A 15927-nucleotide genomic window follows, 5' to 3' on the forward strand; every position below is an offset into this window, starting at 1 on the left:
CCGGCCGGTGGGCCGCGTCCGCCCTCGCGCCCTCGCTCCGTACGAAGGACACTGGGTGTTGCGGCGGCCGACCGACGAGGGCCGTCCGTACACCGAGTCGGAGGGGGACGACATATGCGGATGCGGGACAGCCACCGGGCGGACGCCGAACGGCTGTTGGTACGGGCCGTCGAGGAGGAGGTGCGGCGCACCGGGGGGCGGACCGACTCCGCCGTCCTGATGACCCGTGCGCGGGCCGCCCTCGACACCATGGCGGCCGGCGCGGCCGAGGAGTACGCGGCCTATCTCCAGGCGCTCGACGCGGCGGAAGGTCTGCGGGCCGGGAACCGCTTCAACCGGCAGACCCTGTCCGCGCCGTTACTGGTCACGGGGGTCGCCGCGGCCGCCGCGTTCGGGGCCGATGTCGCGCTCGGCACGGCGTCCGGGCTCGCGCTCGGCGCCGGGGCGGTCGTCGCGGTCGCCGGCACCACCGCCACCATCGCGAAGGCCACCGCCTCGCACTGGCCGGCCGCACACCGCCGGGCCGGGGCCGCGGGCCGGCCGGGCGGGCCGGAGCAGTTGCGTCTTCAGTGGCTGGCGGCGCTGGAGGTACGGGGCATACGCCCGTACCTCGACCAGCAGCGCATGCTCACCGCCGCCACCCGCACCCCGGCGAAGAAGGCCACGGCCAAGGCGCGTACGCCACTGCGCGGCGGCGACCGCAGCGCGGCCGCCCGGAAGCGCTCGCTCCTGGAGCAGTCGTTCGGTCATCTTCCCCAGGTGGGCGACGGGTTCGCGGGGCGGCGGGCCGAACTGGCCCGGATCGGCCAGTGGGTGCACGCGGCCCGCGCGTCGACGGAGACGAAGCCGACCGTCGTCGTACTGCACGGCCCGCCGGGCGCCGGGCGCACCACGCTCGCGGTGCGGGCGGCACACGATCTGAGGGACCAGTTCCGGGGCGCGTGCGTGGTCGACCTGCGCGGCGGCGCGGACGGCGAGGCCCCGCTGCCGACCCGGGACGCTCTGCTGCACCTGCTGAACCGGCTGGGCGCACCCCGCGAACAGCTGCTGTTCCGCGACAGCTCGTCCGCCGAGCAGCAGGTGCGCCGGCTCGGCGAGCTCTACCACCAGCACCTGACCGGCACCGCCGTGACGATCGTCCTGGACGACGCGAGCGACGCGGCGCAGGTGGCCACGCTGATCCCGGAGCGCTCGGACAGCCTGGTCCTGGTCACCGCCCGCGAGCCGCTCGACCTGCCCGATTCACTGCCCGCCCGGGTGCACCGGCTGGAGGTCGGGGCGCTCGATCCGGCGGGCGCGGAGGAGCTGCTGCGCTCGGTGTCGCAGGAGGCGGAACCGGGGCCGTACGACTATCCGTCGAGCGAGGCCATCACCGACCTGTGCGGCGGGCTGCCGCTGGCGCTGCGGGTCGCGGGCTCCTCGCTCGGAGCGCGTACCGCGGGCGCGCTGGCGGCCGACCTCTCCGCCTACGGCCCGGTGCCGCCCGTCGAGCGCGCCCTGTGGCTGCGCTACACCGACCAGTCCGAGCAGGCCAGGCGGCTGCTGCGGCGGCTCGCCCTGGCCGGCCGGGCGAGCCTGGGCGCGGCGGCGGCAGCCGCCCTGCTCTCCGCCGACGAGCAGGAGGCCGGCCGGCTGCTGACGGCGCTGTCCGGGGCCGGGCTGCTGGACCACGTACGCGGCTCCCGCTACCGGCTGCACGACCTGGTGCGCGGCTTCGCCCTGGCCCGGCTGCTGGACGAGGAGGAGCCGGCCGAGCGCGCGGCCGCGCAGGAACGGCTCATCGCGAACTACGCGGAGCTGGCCGGCGCGGTGATCCGGATGGTGGACGGCAAGATGTCCACCCGGGCCGGGCAGTTCGGCTCGCACGGCTTCAGCTCGCTGGACGCGGCGCTGCGCTGGCTGGACGACGAGTCGAGCTTCATCACCTCCGCGCTGCGGCACACCGAGGGCGTCGACCAGGGCGCCGTGCTCGCGCTGCTCGGCGCGCTGTGCGACTACTGCCTGCTGCGCGGCGACCTGTACCGGCTGGGTGAGATAAGCGAGCTGACGCAGGCGGTGGACCAGGGGCTGCTGGAGCGGTCGGTGCAGTGGCGTACCGGCATCGCAGCCCGCCAGCTCGGCGAGCTGGACAAGGCCCGGACGACCCTGTCCTCCGTCGTCGGCCTCTACCGGGAGGCGCAGAACGACTCCGGTACGGCCCTGGCGCTGTGCTCGCTGGGTATCACCCTGCACCACCAGGGGAACCTGACCGAGGCGTCGGCCCGGCTCCGCGAGGCGATGCAGCTCCAGTCGGCGGCCGGGCAGGACGAGGACCGGGCCTGGTCGATGCACGCGCTGGCCGCCGTCGAACGCGACCGGGGCAACCTGGCCGAGGCGGTCACGCTCCTGGACACCGCGCTGGTCCTGCACCGCGAGGGCGAATCGCTGCACGGCGAGGCGTGGACGCGGTTCCAGCTGGGCCAGGTCCGGCTGCGCCTCGGCGATGTGGAGCGGGCCGAGGCCGCGCTGCGCATCGCCCTCGATCTGTACGGGCGGACCCGGGACGAACGCGGCGAGGCGTGGGCGATGACTCAGCTGGCCCGCGCCCGGCTGCTGGCCGGGGACGCCGGCCCGGCGGCCGAGCAGCTGAACGCCGCCCTGGCCCGTCACCGGGACAACGAGGACGCGCGCGGCGAGGCCTGGACGCTGTACTACCTGGGCCAGGCGCTGGAGGAGGCCGGTGACACCGTGCAGGCCGTACGGCAGCTGGAGCGGGCCCGCACGATGTTCTCGCGGATGCGGGACGTCTACGGTCTCGCGTGCGCCCGGCACCACTCGGGGCGCGTCACCCGCGACCAGCGGGCCGCGCAGACGGGCAACCTGCGCAATTCCGGTTTCGCCCGCCAGCTGCTGGTGGACGCCCGCGCCGACTTCCGGCGCATCGGAGTCGCCCACGGGGAGGCGTGGGCCTGCCTGGAGCTGGCGCTGATCGACGCGGGCAACCAGCGGGCGCCCCAGGCCCTGGAACTGTGCGGCGAGGCGGTCGCGCTGTTCGAGTCGTACGGCGACGCGCGGGGCGCCGACTGGGGCCGCTTCCTGCGCTGCACGCTGCTGCCGTACGCCTCACCCGGCGGCATCGAGGTGGGCACGGTGGTGGCGCAGCAGGAGCTGGCCGACCTCGTCGCGGCCGGCCACCCGGCCCGTGACGGCAAGGTGGACGACTGCGCGGAGGCGTATCGCGTGATCCTGGACCGGGGCGTGGACCTGGAGACGGGCTGGCAGGCCTGGCACCTGGGCCTGACCCCGTCGCGCCGGGCCCGGGAAATCATGGGCGTGCCGGTCCCGGACACGGCCTGACGCCGGGCGAACCCGGCCCGCCCGGCGATCGAGGGCATCGTTCCCGGCCCGTCCGGCGCTGGAGAACACCCCCGCGGGCGGGCCGGCACGAGGGGCTCGGCGGCACCACCCGGCACGAGGGGAGCGGCGCCACCACCCGGCACCGCCCGCCCCTACTTCCGGTTCGCGGCCCCGGCCACCGGCTCGGCCGGCTCGGCCGGTTCCGCCGGCTCCGGCGTCTCCTCGAAGTCCACGCGCCCCATGTGCCGGTTCATCGACTTCATCAGCAGCCACACGCCCACGGCGAGCGCCGCGAAGACGATGAAGCCGAGGACCCCGGGGGTCACCTTGTTCTTGTCGAGTTCCTCGGCGAGCGGGACGAGGTGCGTCAGTGCCTGAGTCGCGTACATATCAGGCATTGTCGCGGATGCCCGCGAAGAGGTCGCTCTCGGGGAGGGAGGTATCGACCAGAGACTTCGCCAGCTCGTACTCCTCCGTCGGCCAGACCTCCTGCTGGATCTCCATCGGGACGCGGAACCAGCCGCCCTCCGGGTCGATCTGCGTGGCGTGCGCGATCAGCGCCTTGTCACGGATCTCGAAGAAGTCCGCGCACGGAACGTGCGTGGTCAGCGTGCGTTCGGCGCGCTCGAACTCCTTCCAGCGCTCCAGCCAGTCCGCGTACGGGGACTCCAGTCCGCGGGCCAGCAGCGCCTCGTGCAGGGCGACCGTGCGGGGACGGTTGAAGCCCTGGTTGTAGTAGAGCTTCTGCGGCGTCCAGGCCGGGCCGAACTCCGCCTCGGGGAACTTCTCGGTGTCGGCGGCGCCCTCGAAGGCGATCATCGAGATGGTGTGGGTCATGATGTGGTCGGGGTGCGGGTAGCCCCCGTTCTCGTCGTACGTGGTGATGACCTGCGGCCGGAACGCGCGGATCTTCGCGACGAGGCGGCCCGCGGCGACGGTCTCGTCCTCCAGCGCGAAGCAGCCGTCGGGCAGCGGCGGCAGCGGGTCGCCCTCGGGCAGCCCGGAGTCGACGAAGCCGAGCCACTCCTGCTTGACGCCCAGGATCGCCCGCGCCTCGTCCATCTCCTTCCTGCGCACCTCGTGGATGTTCTCCTCGATGTACGCGTCGCCCTGGAGTTTCGGGTTGAGGATGGAGCCGCGCTCGCCTCCCGTGCAGGTCACGACCAGCACGTCCACCCCCTCGGACACATACTTGGCCATGGTGGCCGCGCCCTTGCTCGACTCGTCGTCGGGGTGAGCGTGTACGGCCATCAGTCGAAGCTGCTCAGTCAAGACTCGATCCTCAGTGATTGGTCGCGAAGTGCAACTTCTATAGTGACGGAACCGGGGGGTGGAAAATTCCTCGATCCCCGGTACGGGAGGAACGATCATGACGGCGGTGCGCGAGGCGCTTCCCGAGAACCGCTACGGCCGCTCCGCGGACCAGCGCGCGGACCGCAAGCTGAAGATCATCGGTGCGGCCCTCGGTGTCGTGCTGCTGGGCGTGGTCGGCTGGATCGGCTACGGCTACGTGTCCGGAGAGAGCCTCAGCGGCGAGCTGATCAAGTTCAAGGTGGTCTCGGACGACAAGGCGGAAGTGCACCTGGAGGTGCGCAAGGGCCAGGACACCAAGGGCTACTGCACGCTGCGCGCGCTCCGCGAGGACAGCGGCGAGGTCGCCCGCAAGGACTTCCGCTTCGACGACGACAGCAGCCGGATCGACCGCGTCCTGACCCTGCGCACGACGTCCCGGGCGACCGCCGTCGAGCTGCTCGGCTGCACGGACGACGGCGGGGCACCGCGTTGACCGCAGCACGCCCGTCGTAACCTCACTTAACAGGACCTGACCTGCGCTTTCCTCGGTCGGGTCTTTTACCTTCTCCCCCTTTTCCCGGTGAATTGTTAGGCTCGTGGTTTCGCCCACCCGTAGGAGCGCATGCTTCCCGGGTAGGGCGTTGCTTTGTATTCCCAGTACCGACGAGGAGCACCCTGTGACCCAGACCAGCGAAAACGTCACCTGGCTCACGCAGGAGGCGTACAACCAGCTCAAGGCCGAGCTGGAGCACCTGTCTGGTCCCGCGCGCACGGAGATCGCCGTCAAGATCGCGGCGGCCCGTGAGGAGGGGGACCTGCGCGAGAACGGCGGGTACCACGCGGCCAAGGAGGAGCAGGGCAAGATGGAGCTCCGGGTGCGCCAGCTGACCCAGCTCCTTGAGCACGCGAAGGTCGGCGAGCCGCCGGCCGACGACGGCGTGGTCGAGCCCGGCATGGTCGTGACGATCGCCTTCGACGGCGATGACGACGACACGATGACCTTCCTCCTGGCCTCCCGCGAGTACGCCAGCGGCAACATCGAGACGTACTCGCCGCAGTCGCCGCTCGGCACCGGCGTGAACGGCAAGAAGATGGGCGAGAGCGCCGACTACGAGCTGCCGAACGGCAAGACCGCCACGGTGAAGATCCTGTCGGCGAAGCCGTACACCGGCTGATCCACCGCCGCACACCGCAGACGCGCACAGCGGGAAGCCCCGGCCACCGACGGCCGGGGCTTCCCGCTGTGCGGGCCGGACAGACCCTAAGGGCTGTCCCGCAATTCCTGGCGGGCGCACGACGTCAGCTACGGCACCTCGCCGCGTTGTCGAAACGCCCGAATACATCCAGTATGCGGGCGCCTCTCCGCCTTGCGATGCACCGCATCTGACGCCGCGCGCTGATCCGCCAGGAATTGCGGGACAGCCCTTAGGCCGCCGAGCGGTACTTGCGGACCGCGAGGGTCCGGAAGACCACGAGGATCACCACGGACCACACGACCGAGGCGATGATCGGGTGCTGCATGGGCCAGGCGTCGGGTGTGACGAAGCCCTCCGGCAGGTTCCCGAAGAGGACCCGGCAGGCCTGCACGGTGGCGCTGAACGGGTTCCACTCGGCGATGTAGCGCAGGAACGTCGGCATCTGGTTGGCGTCCACGAAGGCGTTCGAGATGAACGTGAGCGGGAAGAGCCAGATCAGCCCGCCGGACGTGGCCGCCTCCGGGGTGCGGACGGTGAGGCCGATCAGCGCGCCGATCCAGGAGAACGCGTAGCCGAGCAGGAGCAGCAGGACGAAGCCCAGCAGCACCTTGCCGATGTTCTCGTGGGTGCGCCAGCCGACGATCAGCGCGACGCCCGCGAGGACGACGAGCGTGAGCGCGGTCTGTACGAGGTCGGCGAGGGTGCGCCCGGTCAGGACGGCGCCCCGGGTCATGGGCAGGGACCGGAAGCGGTCGATCAGCCCCTTGTGCATGTCGTCGGCGATGCCCGCCCCGGCGCCCGCGGTGGCGAAGGTGACGGTCTGGGCGAAGATGCCGGCCATCAGGAACTCGCGGTAGGCCTGCGGCGAGATCGTGCCGCCGACCTTGATGGACCCGCCGAAGACGTACGTGAACAGCACCACGAACATGATCGGCTGGATGAGCCCGAAGATGACCATCTCGGGGATCCGGGTCATGCGGATCAGGTTGCGGCGGGCGATGACCAGCGAGTCGCGTACGGACTGGCCGATGCCGCCGCCGGAGCGTGCGACCGGGGCCGTGCTCGTCTCGGTGAGGGCGCTCACTTCTCTGCCTCCGTCCGGGCGCCGGCGGCCGGCTCGGCCGCCCCGCCCTCGCCGTCCCCTGCGTTGTCGTCGCTCTTCTGCTGTTCGGCGGCGTGGCCGGTGAGGGAGATGAACACGTCGTCGAGGGTGGGGCGGCGCAGTCCGATGTCGTCGATCTCCACGCCCAGACCGTCGAGTTCCCGGATCACCTCGGCGAGGAGCTTGGCGCCGCCGTCGACCGGGACGGTCAGTTTGCGCATGTGCGGGAGGACGGTGGTCTCGCCCTTGCCGAGCCGGGTGAGGACGGTGCGGGCCGGTTCGATCTGGTCGGGCTCGTGCACGACGACCTCGACGCGCTCGCCGCCCGTGCGGGCCTTGAGCTGGTCGGATGTGCCCCGGGCGATGACCTGGCCGTGGTCGATCACGCAGATGTCATGGGCGAGGTGGTCCGCCTCCTCCAGATACTGCGTGGTCAGCAGCAGGGTCGTACCGCCGGCGACCAGTTCCTGGATGACGTCCCAGAGCTGCTGCCGGTTGCGCGGGTCGAGGCCGGTGGTCGGCTCGTCCATGAACATGACCGGCGGGGAGACGACGAGGGCGGCGGCGAGGTCGAGGCGGCGGCGCATGCCGCCGGAGTACGTCTTGGCGGGGCGGTCGGCCGCGTCGGCCAGGTTGAACCGCTCCAGCAGCTCCCCCGCCCGGACCTTCGCCGCGCGCCCGCTCATCTGGTAGAGCTGGCCGACCATGCGGAGGTTCTCGCGGCCGGTCAGGTATTCGTCGACGGCGGCGAACTGGCCGGAGAGCCCGATCGAGCGCCGTACCTCGTTGGGGTTCTTCAGCACGTCGATACCCGCGACGAAGGCGCTGCCGCTGTCGGGCTTGAGCAGCGTCGTCAGGACGCGTACGGCGGTCGTCTTGCCGGCCCCGTTGGGGCCCAGGAGTCCGAGGACGGTGCCTTCGGGCACGTCCAGGTCGACGCCGCCGAGTGCTCGTACGTCGCCGAAGGTCTTCACGAGCCCTTCGGCGTAGATGGCGCCTGGCATAAGGGATTCCCCCAGTGCGTTCGGGTGGCTGCCTCACAGATCCTAGATTTGCCCGTAGTACCGCGCCCGGTGAACACACAAGCCGAACGTGGGTCCGCCGGACCGGGCGCACGCACAGTATCGCGATACATCGCGACTCACAAGCGTCCGGTCCGCGCGGGCGCGGGCCGTCACTCCATCACCCGGTAGCCCGCCTCGCGCAGCGCCGCCTTCACGTCCTCGCAGTGCTCGGGGCCCTTGGTCTCCAGGTGCAGTTCCACCTCCGCCTCGGTGAGGCCGAGCCTGGGGTCGGTGCGGGCGTGGCTCACGTCCAGGACGTTGGCGTCGGCCACCGAGAGCACGCCGAGCAGGGTGGCCAGCGCGCCGGGGCGGTCCGTCAGCCGCAGCCGCAGGCTCAGATAGCGGCCGGCCGCCGCCATGCCGTGGGTCAGGATGCGCTGCATCAGGAGCGGGTCCACATTGCCGCCGGAGAGCAGGGCCACCACGGGCCCGTGGAACGACTTCGGGTCGCTGAGCAGGGCGGCCACCGGGCTCGCCCCGGCCGGCTCGACCACCATCTTGGCCCGCTCCAGGCAGAGCAGCAGGGCGCTGGACAGCTCGTCCTCGGAGACCGTACGCACCTCGTCAACCAGGTCCTGGACCAGGCCGAACGGCACGTCTCCGGGGCGCCCGACCTTGATGCCGTCGGCCATCGTCTGGAGCGAGCCGATCGAGACGGGATGACCGGCCGCCAGGGACGGCGGGTAGCAGGCGGCGCCGGCCGCCTGCACGCCGACGATCCGCACATCGGGCCTGACCGCCTTGACCGCGACCGCGATCCCGGCCGCGAGCCCGCCGCCGCCGATCCCGACGACGATCGTGCGGACCTCGGGGCACTGCTCCAGGATCTCCAGGCCCACCGTGCCCTGCCCGGCGATGATGTCGGCGTGGTCGAAGGGGTGGATGAAGACCGCGCCGGTCTCGCGCGCGTACTCCTGCGCCGCGGCCAGGGTCTCGTCCACGACCGTGCCGTGCAGCCGCACCCGGGCCCCGTACTCACGGGTCGCCGCGACCTTCGGCAGCGGCGCGCCGACCGGCATGAAGACCGTGGAGCGTACGCCGAGCAGCGCAGACGCGAGCGCGACACCCTGCGCATGGTTTCCGGCACTGGCGGCCACGACGCCCGCGGCGCGTTCGACCGGTGTCAGACCGGAGATGCGTACGTAGGCGCCCCGCAGTTTGAACGAACCGGTCCGCTGGAGGTTCTCGCACTTGAACAGGACGGGCGCGCCCACCAGCGCGCTCAGATGGCGGCTGCCCTCCAGCGGGGTGACCTTGGAAACCCCGGAGAGCATCTTCTGCGCCCCGCGCACATCATCGAGGATCAGCGGGGGAAAGCGGCCGGGCGACGCGAAGTTCATACCGTAAGTCTTGCAGCTGAGAAGGGCGCCGGCCGCCGCTTACCGGGCCGTCCTGCGCCGGTGTCCGCAGGTTTGTGCAGCGCTGGTACGCGTTGCCCCGGGGCCGCGTACTCTGTCCCCCACCCATCCGACACCGCACGAAGAGAGCCCCCGGCCATGCCCCCTCAGGACATGACGACTGCCTCGTCTCCTTCCGGGGGCGCTGCCCCGGAAAACCCGGGTCCCGAACACGTTCTCGACACACTTCAGCACCAGGTCGCCGTATTCGCCCGCCGCGCCGAGCAGACCCGCCTCGGCGGGGTGGGCCAGGTGCGCAACTCCATGGACCGGGCGGCATATCTGCTGCTGAACCGGCTGGACCGGGAAGGGCCGATGGGCGTCAAGGCGCTGGCCGCCGGGATGGGGATCGACTCGTCCACCGTGACCCGGCAGGTCGCGCCGCTGGTGGACACCGGCCTCGTCAAGCGGACCTCGCATCCCGAGGACGGCCGCGCGGTCGTCCTCCAGCTCTCCCCGCGCGGCCAGGCCCGGCTGGACGAGGTCCGTGCCTCGCGGCGGGAGTTGATGACGCAGGTCACCGACGGGTGGAACGAGGAGGAGCGCGACACGTTCTGCGCGCTGCTCACCCGGTTCAACGCCGCGCTGGCCGCCCGGCAGGCCGCGCACCAGACCGCCCAGTCGGGCTGACCCCCCGGGCAGTCCCCGGCCGCCGAGGGGTTGACCCCCGGCCCCCGGCGCGCTCGGATTGACGGTGTGCGGGAGCGCCATGCGGGCCGACAGCGGTGCCGCGCCCAGGAGTTCGAGGCCTTCGTGGCGGGCGCGGCGGGACGGCTGCTGCACACGGCGACCCTGCTCACCGCCGAACCGGCCGACCCGCCCGGCGCCAACCCCCGCGCACAGCGCCTCCTGACGGCCTCGCTGGCGCGGACGTTCGCGGACTGGGAGCGGCTGCGCGGCGAGGACCCGTACGACCGCACCCGGCAGGAGCTGGCCGCCCGCTTCGCCCGCGCGTCCTGGCGCCACCACCGCCCGCGCGGCGGGCTGCTGGACCGGCTGACCCCGCAGGAGCGTCTGGTCCTGGTACTGCGGCTGTACGAAGGGGTGTCCGAGGAGCAGACGGCGGCGCTGCTCGGGCTGGGGCGCCAGCAGGTGCGCGCGGTCTGCAACCGGTCGGTGGCCACGATGCGCGGCACCCGCGGCCCGACCGGGCGCCGGGGCCCCGCCCGGCTGCTGGGGGCCGGGCCGTGAGCGGCACCGGGCGCAGACAGGACGAGGTGCGGCGGATGCTGGAGGCCCGTCCACAGCCGCGGGTGCCCGCCGGGCTGGCCGCGCGGGCGGCGGAGCGCGGGGGCCGGCTGCTGCGGCGCCGGCGGGCGCTGCGCCGGCTCGGGCTGCTGGCGCTGATCGCGGGGGTCGTCGTGTTCACGGTGTGGGCGGTGGTGGCGCAGCCGTGGCAGGCGCCGCCGGCCGGGACGACGCCGCCGTTGGAGGGCTGGTGAACACGGATCGATCGCGGGTTGAACGAGGGCGGGACCGGTCTTCCCGGCCCCGCCCTCGTTCAACCCGCGATCGATCCGCCACCGGTCCGCGTTCAACCGCGACCGGCCCGCGACCTGCCCACGTTCAGTCCGCGATCAACCCGCGACCGACCCGCGTTCAGTCCGCGACCGGCCCGCATTCAACCCGCGACCGGCCCGCTCAGCCGAGCGCCTGCGCGAGGTCGGCGAGCAGGTCGTCGCCGTTCTCGATCCCGACGGAGAGGCGGACCAGGTCGCCGGGGACCTCCAGCGGGGAGCCGGCCGCCGAGGCGTGCGTCATGCGGCCCGGGTGCTCCAGCAGCGACTCGACGCCGCCGAGCGACTCGCCCAGCGTGAACAGCTTGGCGCGGTTGCAGACCTCGACCGCCGCCTCCTCGCCGCCCGCGACGCGGAAGGACACCATGCCGCCGAAGGCCTTCATCTGCTTGGCGGCGACCTCGTGGCCCGGGTGGTCGGGCAGCCCGGGGTAGAGGACGTGGCTGACCTTGGGGTGGCGGGTCAGCAGGTCGGCGACCTTGGTGGCGTTCTCGCTGTGCCGGTCCATGCGGACGGCGAGGGTCTTGATGCCGCGCAGCACCAGCCAGGCGTCGAACGGGCCGGCGACGCCGCCCATCGCGTTCTGGTGGAAGGTCAGCTCCCCGGCGAGGTCGGGGTCGTTGACGACGAGCGCACCGCCGACGACGTCCGAGTGGCCGCCCATGTACTTGGTGGTGGAGTGCACCACGACGTCGGCGCCGAGCGCGAGGGGCTGCTGGAGGTAGGGGCTGGCGAAGGTGTTGTCGACGACGAGGCGCGCACCGGCGGCGCGGGCGACCTCAGCGACGGCCGCGATGTCGGTGATGCCGAGCAGCGGGTTGGACGGGGTCTCCACCCAGACCGCCTTGGTGCGCGGGGTGATCGCCGCCCGCACCGCCGCCACGTCCGAGGTGTCGGCGACGGAGAACTCCACGCCCCAGCGCGTGGCGACCTTCGCGAACAGCCGGAACGTGCCGCCGTAGGCGTCGTTCGGGATGACCACGTGGTCGCCGGGGGTCAGCAGCGTACGGAGCAGGCAGTCCTCGGCGGCGAGGCCGGAGGCGAAGGCGAGCCCGGTGCGGCCGCCTTCCAGGGCCGCGAGGTTCTCCTCCAGGGCGGTGCGGGTCGGGTTGGCGCTGCGGCTGTACTCGTAGCCGCCGCGCAGTCCGCCCACGCCGTCCTGCTTGTACGTGGACACCTGGTAAATGGGCGGAACCACCGCGCCGGTGAGGGGGTCGGCGGTGTTCCCCGCGTGGATCGCGAGAGTTTCGAAGCTGTGCTGGTCGCTCATGGGGCCCGAGCGTAGTTCGTCGCGAGGGCGCTCATGGAGCACCGGGGCCGTCCGGTGACAATGGGGGCATGGAGATTCTGTGGATCCTGCTCGCGCTGTGCATGCTGACCGCCGTCGTCGGCCCGTTCGTGCTGCGCCGTCGCGGCGGTGGTATCCGGCTGGCCGCGCCGGGCTCCCCCGACGCGGCCGACCCGCAGGACTACGGTTTCGTGCGCCAGGAGGAGCTGGACGTCCGCACGCCCGGCCCCGACCAGGATCTGCTGGACGTCCTGGAGGTCGTCCAGCACACGCAGGAGTGGCGGGCCGCCTCCCAGCTGCTGGCGGGGACGCCGAAGGAGAGCGAGGTCCGGTGGCAGCGGGTACAGGCGTTCGCCGGGGCGGCCTCGCTCGAACTGCTCCAGCGGCCCGGCGTCGGCGGGGCCTGGCTGCGCAAGTGGCGGTCCCAGGCCCCGAAGGACGCGGGCGCTGCTGCGGTGCACGCGGAGTTCCTGGTCCAGCAGGCGTGGCGTTCGTCCACGGCGGGTACGGACGACTTCCGGATCCTGCTGGAGGAGGCCCGTTCGGTGATCGCCGAGGCGGCTCTGCTGGCGCCGGGGGACCCCGTTCCGTACATCGTGGAGCTGGCGGTCGCCCGTGGACTGGGGTATTCCGGCGAGGAGTTCGACCAGGTCTGGGCGAAGATCATCGACCGGGCGCCCGCGCACATGGGGGCGCACATCGCGGCCCTGCACTTCTGGAGCGAGCGGTGGCACGGTTCGCGCGAGGAGGCCGACCGCTTCGCGACCGCCGCGGCCGCCCGCGCCCCGCAGGGCTCGCTGCTGGCCGCGCTGCCGCTGTTCGCGGTGTACGAGCACCTGCCCGAGGTCAATCTCGTGCGGGGCTTCTACCAGAGCCAGGTGGTGACGAAGGCCGTCGAGGGCGCGATGTTCGCGGTGCACTCGGCGCGCCGTGACGACCCGATGCTCGCGCATGTGCGCCACCTGCTCGTGCTGTTCCTGGTCCGGATGGAGCGCTGGTCGGAGGCGGTGCACCAGCTGGTCCACATCGACGGGCACGTGGGCGCGCTGCCCTGGACGGCGAGCGAGGACCCGGCCGCCGAGTACACGGTGTACCGGGCGCTGGCGGTCGCGGGCTACGAGGCGAACGGCGGCAGCCCGGCGACGCTGCCGCGCTGACGCCCCTCCCGCGGGGGCGTCGCCTGTGCGACGGTAGGGGCCCCGTCGTTCCCCACCGCAAGGACAGGTGCACCCGTGGCACGCCTGATACCTCTGGCCCTCATCGGTCTCGGCCTCTACTTCTGGTTCAAGGCCCGCAAGCGGGCCGCCGCCTACGTCGAGGCGACCGAGCGGGGTGAGGACGCGCCCCGCCGCTGAGCGGGGGTCCGCAGGAATCCGCGGGGCGCCCGGCGCGTTGTACGGACAGCACGCCGACCCAGGAGGAGCCCCCGCATGTTCCTGCACCGCCGCACCCCCCAGCTCCCCACCCAGGAGGAAGCCCTGCGCGGCCGTCCCGCCCCGGAGTTCACCGTCCCGTCCCGCCACACGGTCCTGGGCAACAGCCTGCTCGGCCCGTATCCGGAGGGCCTGGAGACCGCGGACTTCGCGCTGGGCTGTTTCTGGGGCGCCGAGCGCAAGTTCTGGCAGACGGACGGCGTCTGGACGACGCTCGTCGGCTACCAGGGCGGCTACACCGAGAACCCCGCCTACGAGGAGGTCTGCTCGGGGCTGACCGGCCACACGGAGGCGGTCCGTGTCGTGTACGACCCGGGTGTCGTCACGTACGCCGAGCTGCTGAAGCTGTTCTGGGAGTCGCACGACCCCACCCAGGGCTTCCGCCAGGGCAACGACGTGGGCACCCAGTACCGCTCCGCGCTCTACACCCACTCCCCCGCCCAGGCGGCCGCCGCCGAGGCCTCCCGTGAGGCGTACCAGAAGGTCCTGACGGCCTCCGGCCACGGCGGGATCACCACGGAGATCCTCCCGGCCGAGGGCCGCGCCTTCTGGCCCGCCGAGCCGGACCACCAGCAGTACCTGGACAAGAACCCGGCCGGCTACTGCGGCATCGGCGGCACGGGCGTCTCCTGCCCGGTGGGCGTGGCCCCGGCGGAGGGCTGAGCACGGACGTACGCCGAAGGGCCGGGGGAAGTGTCCCCGGCCCTTCGGCGGATCACGGCGTCAGCGGCTCGGCTGAGGCCCTGTGCCACGGCGTCAGCGGCTCAGATGAGGCCCTGCGCCAGCATCGCGTCCGCGACCAGTTCGAAGCCGGCGATGTTGGCGCCGACCACGTAGTTGCCGGGGCTGCCGTACTTCTCCGCGGTGGTGTAGCAGGAGTCGTGGATGTGGCGCATGATCTCCGCGAGGCGCTGCTCCGTGTGGGCGAAGGTCCAGGAGTCGCGCGAGGCGTTCTGCTGCATCTCCAGGGCGCTGGTGGCGACGCCGCCCGCGTTGGCCGCCTTGCCGGGGGCGAAGGCCACGCCGGCGTCCTGGAAGACGCGGACGGCCTCGGGGGTGGTGGGCATGTTCGCGCCCTCGGCGACCGCCTTGACGCCGTTGCGGACGAGGGTGAGCGCGTCGGCCTCGTGCAGTTCGTTCTGGGTGGCGCAGGGCAGCGCCACGTCGACGGGGACGTTCCAGACGCCGGTGCCCTCGACGTACTTCACGTGCGCGCCGCGCCGCTCGGCGTACTCGGAGACGCGTCCGCGGCCCTGCTCCTTGATCTCCTTGAGCAGGTCGAGGTCGATGCCCTTGTCGTCCACGACGTAACCGCCGGAGTCCGAGCAGGTCACGACGGTCGCGCCGAGCTGCTGGGCCTTCTCGACGGCGTAGATCGCGACGTTGCCCGAGCCGGAGACGGCGATGCGCTGGCCGTCGAGGGACTCGCCCCGGCTGCGCAGCATCTCGGCGGTGAACAGGACGCAGCCGTAGCCGGTGGCCTCGGTGCGTACCAGGGCGCCGCCCCAGCCGAGGCCCTTGCCGGTGAGGACGCCGGACTCGTAGCGGTTGGTGATCCGCTTGTACTGGCCGAAGAGGTAGCCGATCTCGCGGCCGCCGACCCCGATGTCACCTGCGGGGACGTCCGTGTATTCGCCCAGGTGGCGGTGGAGCTCGGTCATGAACGACTGGCAGAACCGCATGATCTCGGCGTCCGAGCGGCCCTTCGGGTCGAAGTCCGCGCCGCCCTTGCCGCCGCCGATGGGCATGCCGGTGAGGGCGTTCTTGAAGATCTGCTCGAAGCCGAGGAACTTCACGATGCCGAGGTTGACCGAGGGGTGGAAGCGCAGCCCGCCCTTGTACGGGCCGAGCGAGCTGGAGAACTCGACCCGGAAGCCGCGGTTGACGTGGATGTCGCCCGAGTCGTCCGCCCACGGCACCCGGAAGATGAGCTGGCGCTCCGGCTCGCATATGCGCTCGATGATCCGGGCGTCCACGAACTCCGGCCGCTGGGCCAGCACGGGGCCGAGGGTCTCCAGAACCTCCCGCACCGCCTGGTGGAATTCCTTCTCGCCCTGATTGCGGCGGAGGATCTCCGCGTACAACGGCTCGATGATGCGGTTCTCTGCGGCGTACGGGGTTGCGGAGTCAGGGGTGACCGGCATCTGATCAAGACCTTCCATGGGTCGGCTCATACGCGGGGGCGCCCCCGTCCCGAGGGGCGCCTGGGTCCCCCTCCCCATTGAGGGTGTCGCCGGAACTTCACGCATACCGCGCTCTCGGATGCGGCGTACAGGACCGTTGTGGCGTATCGATTCTCCC

The 15927-nt window shown here is 72.2% G+C and carries 16 protein-coding genes; 9 read left to right on the top strand and 7 right to left on the bottom strand.

What is annotated here, in order from left to right; all coding sequences use genetic code 11:
- The first annotated feature begins 114 nt into the window (after positions 1–114).
- Positions 115–3336, top strand: a complete 3222-nt coding sequence (locus B082_RS0103285; protein ID WP_018550389.1) for a tetratricopeptide repeat protein — start codon at positions 115–117, stop codon at positions 3334–3336.
- 152 nt (positions 3337–3488) lie between these two features.
- Here B082_RS0103285 and B082_RS0103290 read toward each other — a convergent pair whose 3' ends face one another.
- Both B082_RS0103290 and mca read right to left on the bottom strand, forming a co-directional pair.
- Complete coding sequence (locus tag B082_RS0103290) at positions 3489–3725, bottom strand: hypothetical protein (RefSeq protein ID WP_018550390.1); 237 nt, start codon at positions 3723–3725, stop codon at positions 3489–3491.
- Between the two features lies 1 nt (position 3726).
- Positions 3727–4608 carry a mycothiol conjugate amidase Mca gene (gene mca, locus B082_RS0103295; RefSeq protein WP_026249381.1) on the bottom strand — a complete coding sequence of 294 codons (882 nt, stop codon included), beginning with the start codon at positions 4606–4608 and terminating at the stop codon, positions 3727–3729.
- A gap of 97 nt (positions 4609–4705) precedes the next feature.
- Between mca and B082_RS0103300 the strand changes: the two genes are divergently transcribed.
- On the top strand, positions 4706–5122 hold the full coding sequence (locus B082_RS0103300; RefSeq protein ID WP_018550392.1) for a DUF4307 domain-containing protein: 417 nt from the start codon (positions 4706–4708) through the stop codon (positions 5120–5122).
- Between the two features lie 184 nt (positions 5123–5306).
- The gene (gene greA, locus B082_RS0103305; RefSeq protein ID WP_018550393.1) at positions 5307–5804 is read left to right on the top strand and encodes a transcription elongation factor GreA; all 498 of its coding nucleotides are present in this window, start codon (positions 5307–5309) and stop codon (positions 5802–5804) included.
- A gap of 250 nt (positions 5805–6054) precedes the next feature.
- Here greA and B082_RS0103310 read toward each other — a convergent pair whose 3' ends face one another.
- From B082_RS0103310 to ilvA, 3 genes are all read right to left on the bottom strand, one after another.
- Positions 6055–6909, bottom strand: a complete 855-nt coding sequence (locus B082_RS0103310) for an ABC transporter permease (RefSeq protein WP_018550394.1) — start codon at positions 6907–6909, stop codon at positions 6055–6057.
- Positions 6906–7931, bottom strand: a complete 1026-nt coding sequence (locus B082_RS0103315; protein ID WP_018550395.1) for a daunorubicin resistance protein DrrA family ABC transporter ATP-binding protein — start codon at positions 7929–7931, stop codon at positions 6906–6908. The genes B082_RS0103310 and B082_RS0103315 overlap by 4 nt, the downstream gene beginning before the upstream one ends.
- A 170-nt stretch (positions 7932–8101) precedes the next feature.
- On the bottom strand, positions 8102–9331 hold the full coding sequence (gene ilvA / locus B082_RS0103320; protein WP_018550396.1) for a threonine ammonia-lyase: 1230 nt from the start codon (positions 9329–9331) through the stop codon (positions 8102–8104).
- 156 nt (positions 9332–9487) lie between these two features.
- Between ilvA and B082_RS0103325 the strand changes: the two genes are divergently transcribed.
- The 3 genes from B082_RS0103325 to B082_RS0103335 all read left to right on the top strand — a co-directional run bounded on the left by B082_RS0103325 (position 9488) and on the right by B082_RS0103335 (position 10830).
- The gene (locus B082_RS0103325) at positions 9488–10018 is read left to right on the top strand and encodes a MarR family winged helix-turn-helix transcriptional regulator (protein WP_026249382.1); all 531 of its coding nucleotides are present in this window, start codon (positions 9488–9490) and stop codon (positions 10016–10018) included.
- Between the two features lie 66 nt (positions 10019–10084).
- Positions 10085–10579 (top strand): sigma factor-like helix-turn-helix DNA-binding protein, encoded by a 495-nt coding sequence (locus tag B082_RS0103330; protein ID WP_018550398.1) that lies wholly within the window; start codon positions 10085–10087, stop codon positions 10577–10579.
- A complete protein-coding gene (locus B082_RS0103335) occupies positions 10576–10830 on the top strand; it encodes a hypothetical protein (protein WP_026249383.1) in 255 nt (84 codons plus the stop codon). The genes B082_RS0103330 and B082_RS0103335 overlap by 4 nt, the downstream gene beginning before the upstream one ends.
- A 199-nt stretch (positions 10831–11029) precedes the next feature.
- Here the strand turns inward: B082_RS0103335 and B082_RS0103340 are convergent, their stop codons facing one another.
- Positions 11030–12175, bottom strand: a complete 1146-nt coding sequence (locus B082_RS0103340; protein WP_018550400.1) for a cystathionine gamma-synthase — start codon at positions 12173–12175, stop codon at positions 11030–11032.
- 68 nt (positions 12176–12243) lie between these two features.
- Here B082_RS0103340 and B082_RS0103345 point away from each other — a divergent pair, with 68 nt between their 5' ends.
- From B082_RS0103345 to msrA, 3 genes are all read left to right on the top strand, one after another.
- Complete coding sequence (locus B082_RS0103345; protein WP_018550401.1) at positions 12244–13350, top strand: membrane protein; 1107 nt, start codon at positions 12244–12246, stop codon at positions 13348–13350.
- Between the two features lie 75 nt (positions 13351–13425).
- On the top strand, positions 13426–13548 hold the full coding sequence (locus B082_RS40210; RefSeq protein WP_018550402.1) for a hypothetical protein: 123 nt from the start codon (positions 13426–13428) through the stop codon (positions 13546–13548).
- A 75-nt stretch (positions 13549–13623) separates the two neighbouring features.
- Positions 13624–14289 carry a peptide-methionine (S)-S-oxide reductase MsrA gene (gene msrA, locus B082_RS0103355; RefSeq protein WP_018550403.1) on the top strand — a complete coding sequence of 222 codons (666 nt, stop codon included), beginning with the start codon at positions 13624–13626 and terminating at the stop codon, positions 14287–14289.
- 101 nt (positions 14290–14390) lie between these two features.
- Here msrA and gdhA read toward each other — a convergent pair whose 3' ends face one another.
- Positions 14391–15770 carry an NADP-specific glutamate dehydrogenase gene (gene gdhA, locus B082_RS0103360; protein ID WP_018550404.1) on the bottom strand — a complete coding sequence of 460 codons (1380 nt, stop codon included), beginning with the start codon at positions 15768–15770 and terminating at the stop codon, positions 14391–14393.
- Between the last annotated feature and the right edge of the window lie 157 nt (positions 15771–15927).

The organism is Streptomyces sp. ATexAB-D23, assembly GCF_000373645.1.
Lineage (GTDB): Bacteria > Actinomycetota > Actinomycetes > Streptomycetales > Streptomycetaceae > Streptomyces > Streptomyces castrisilvae.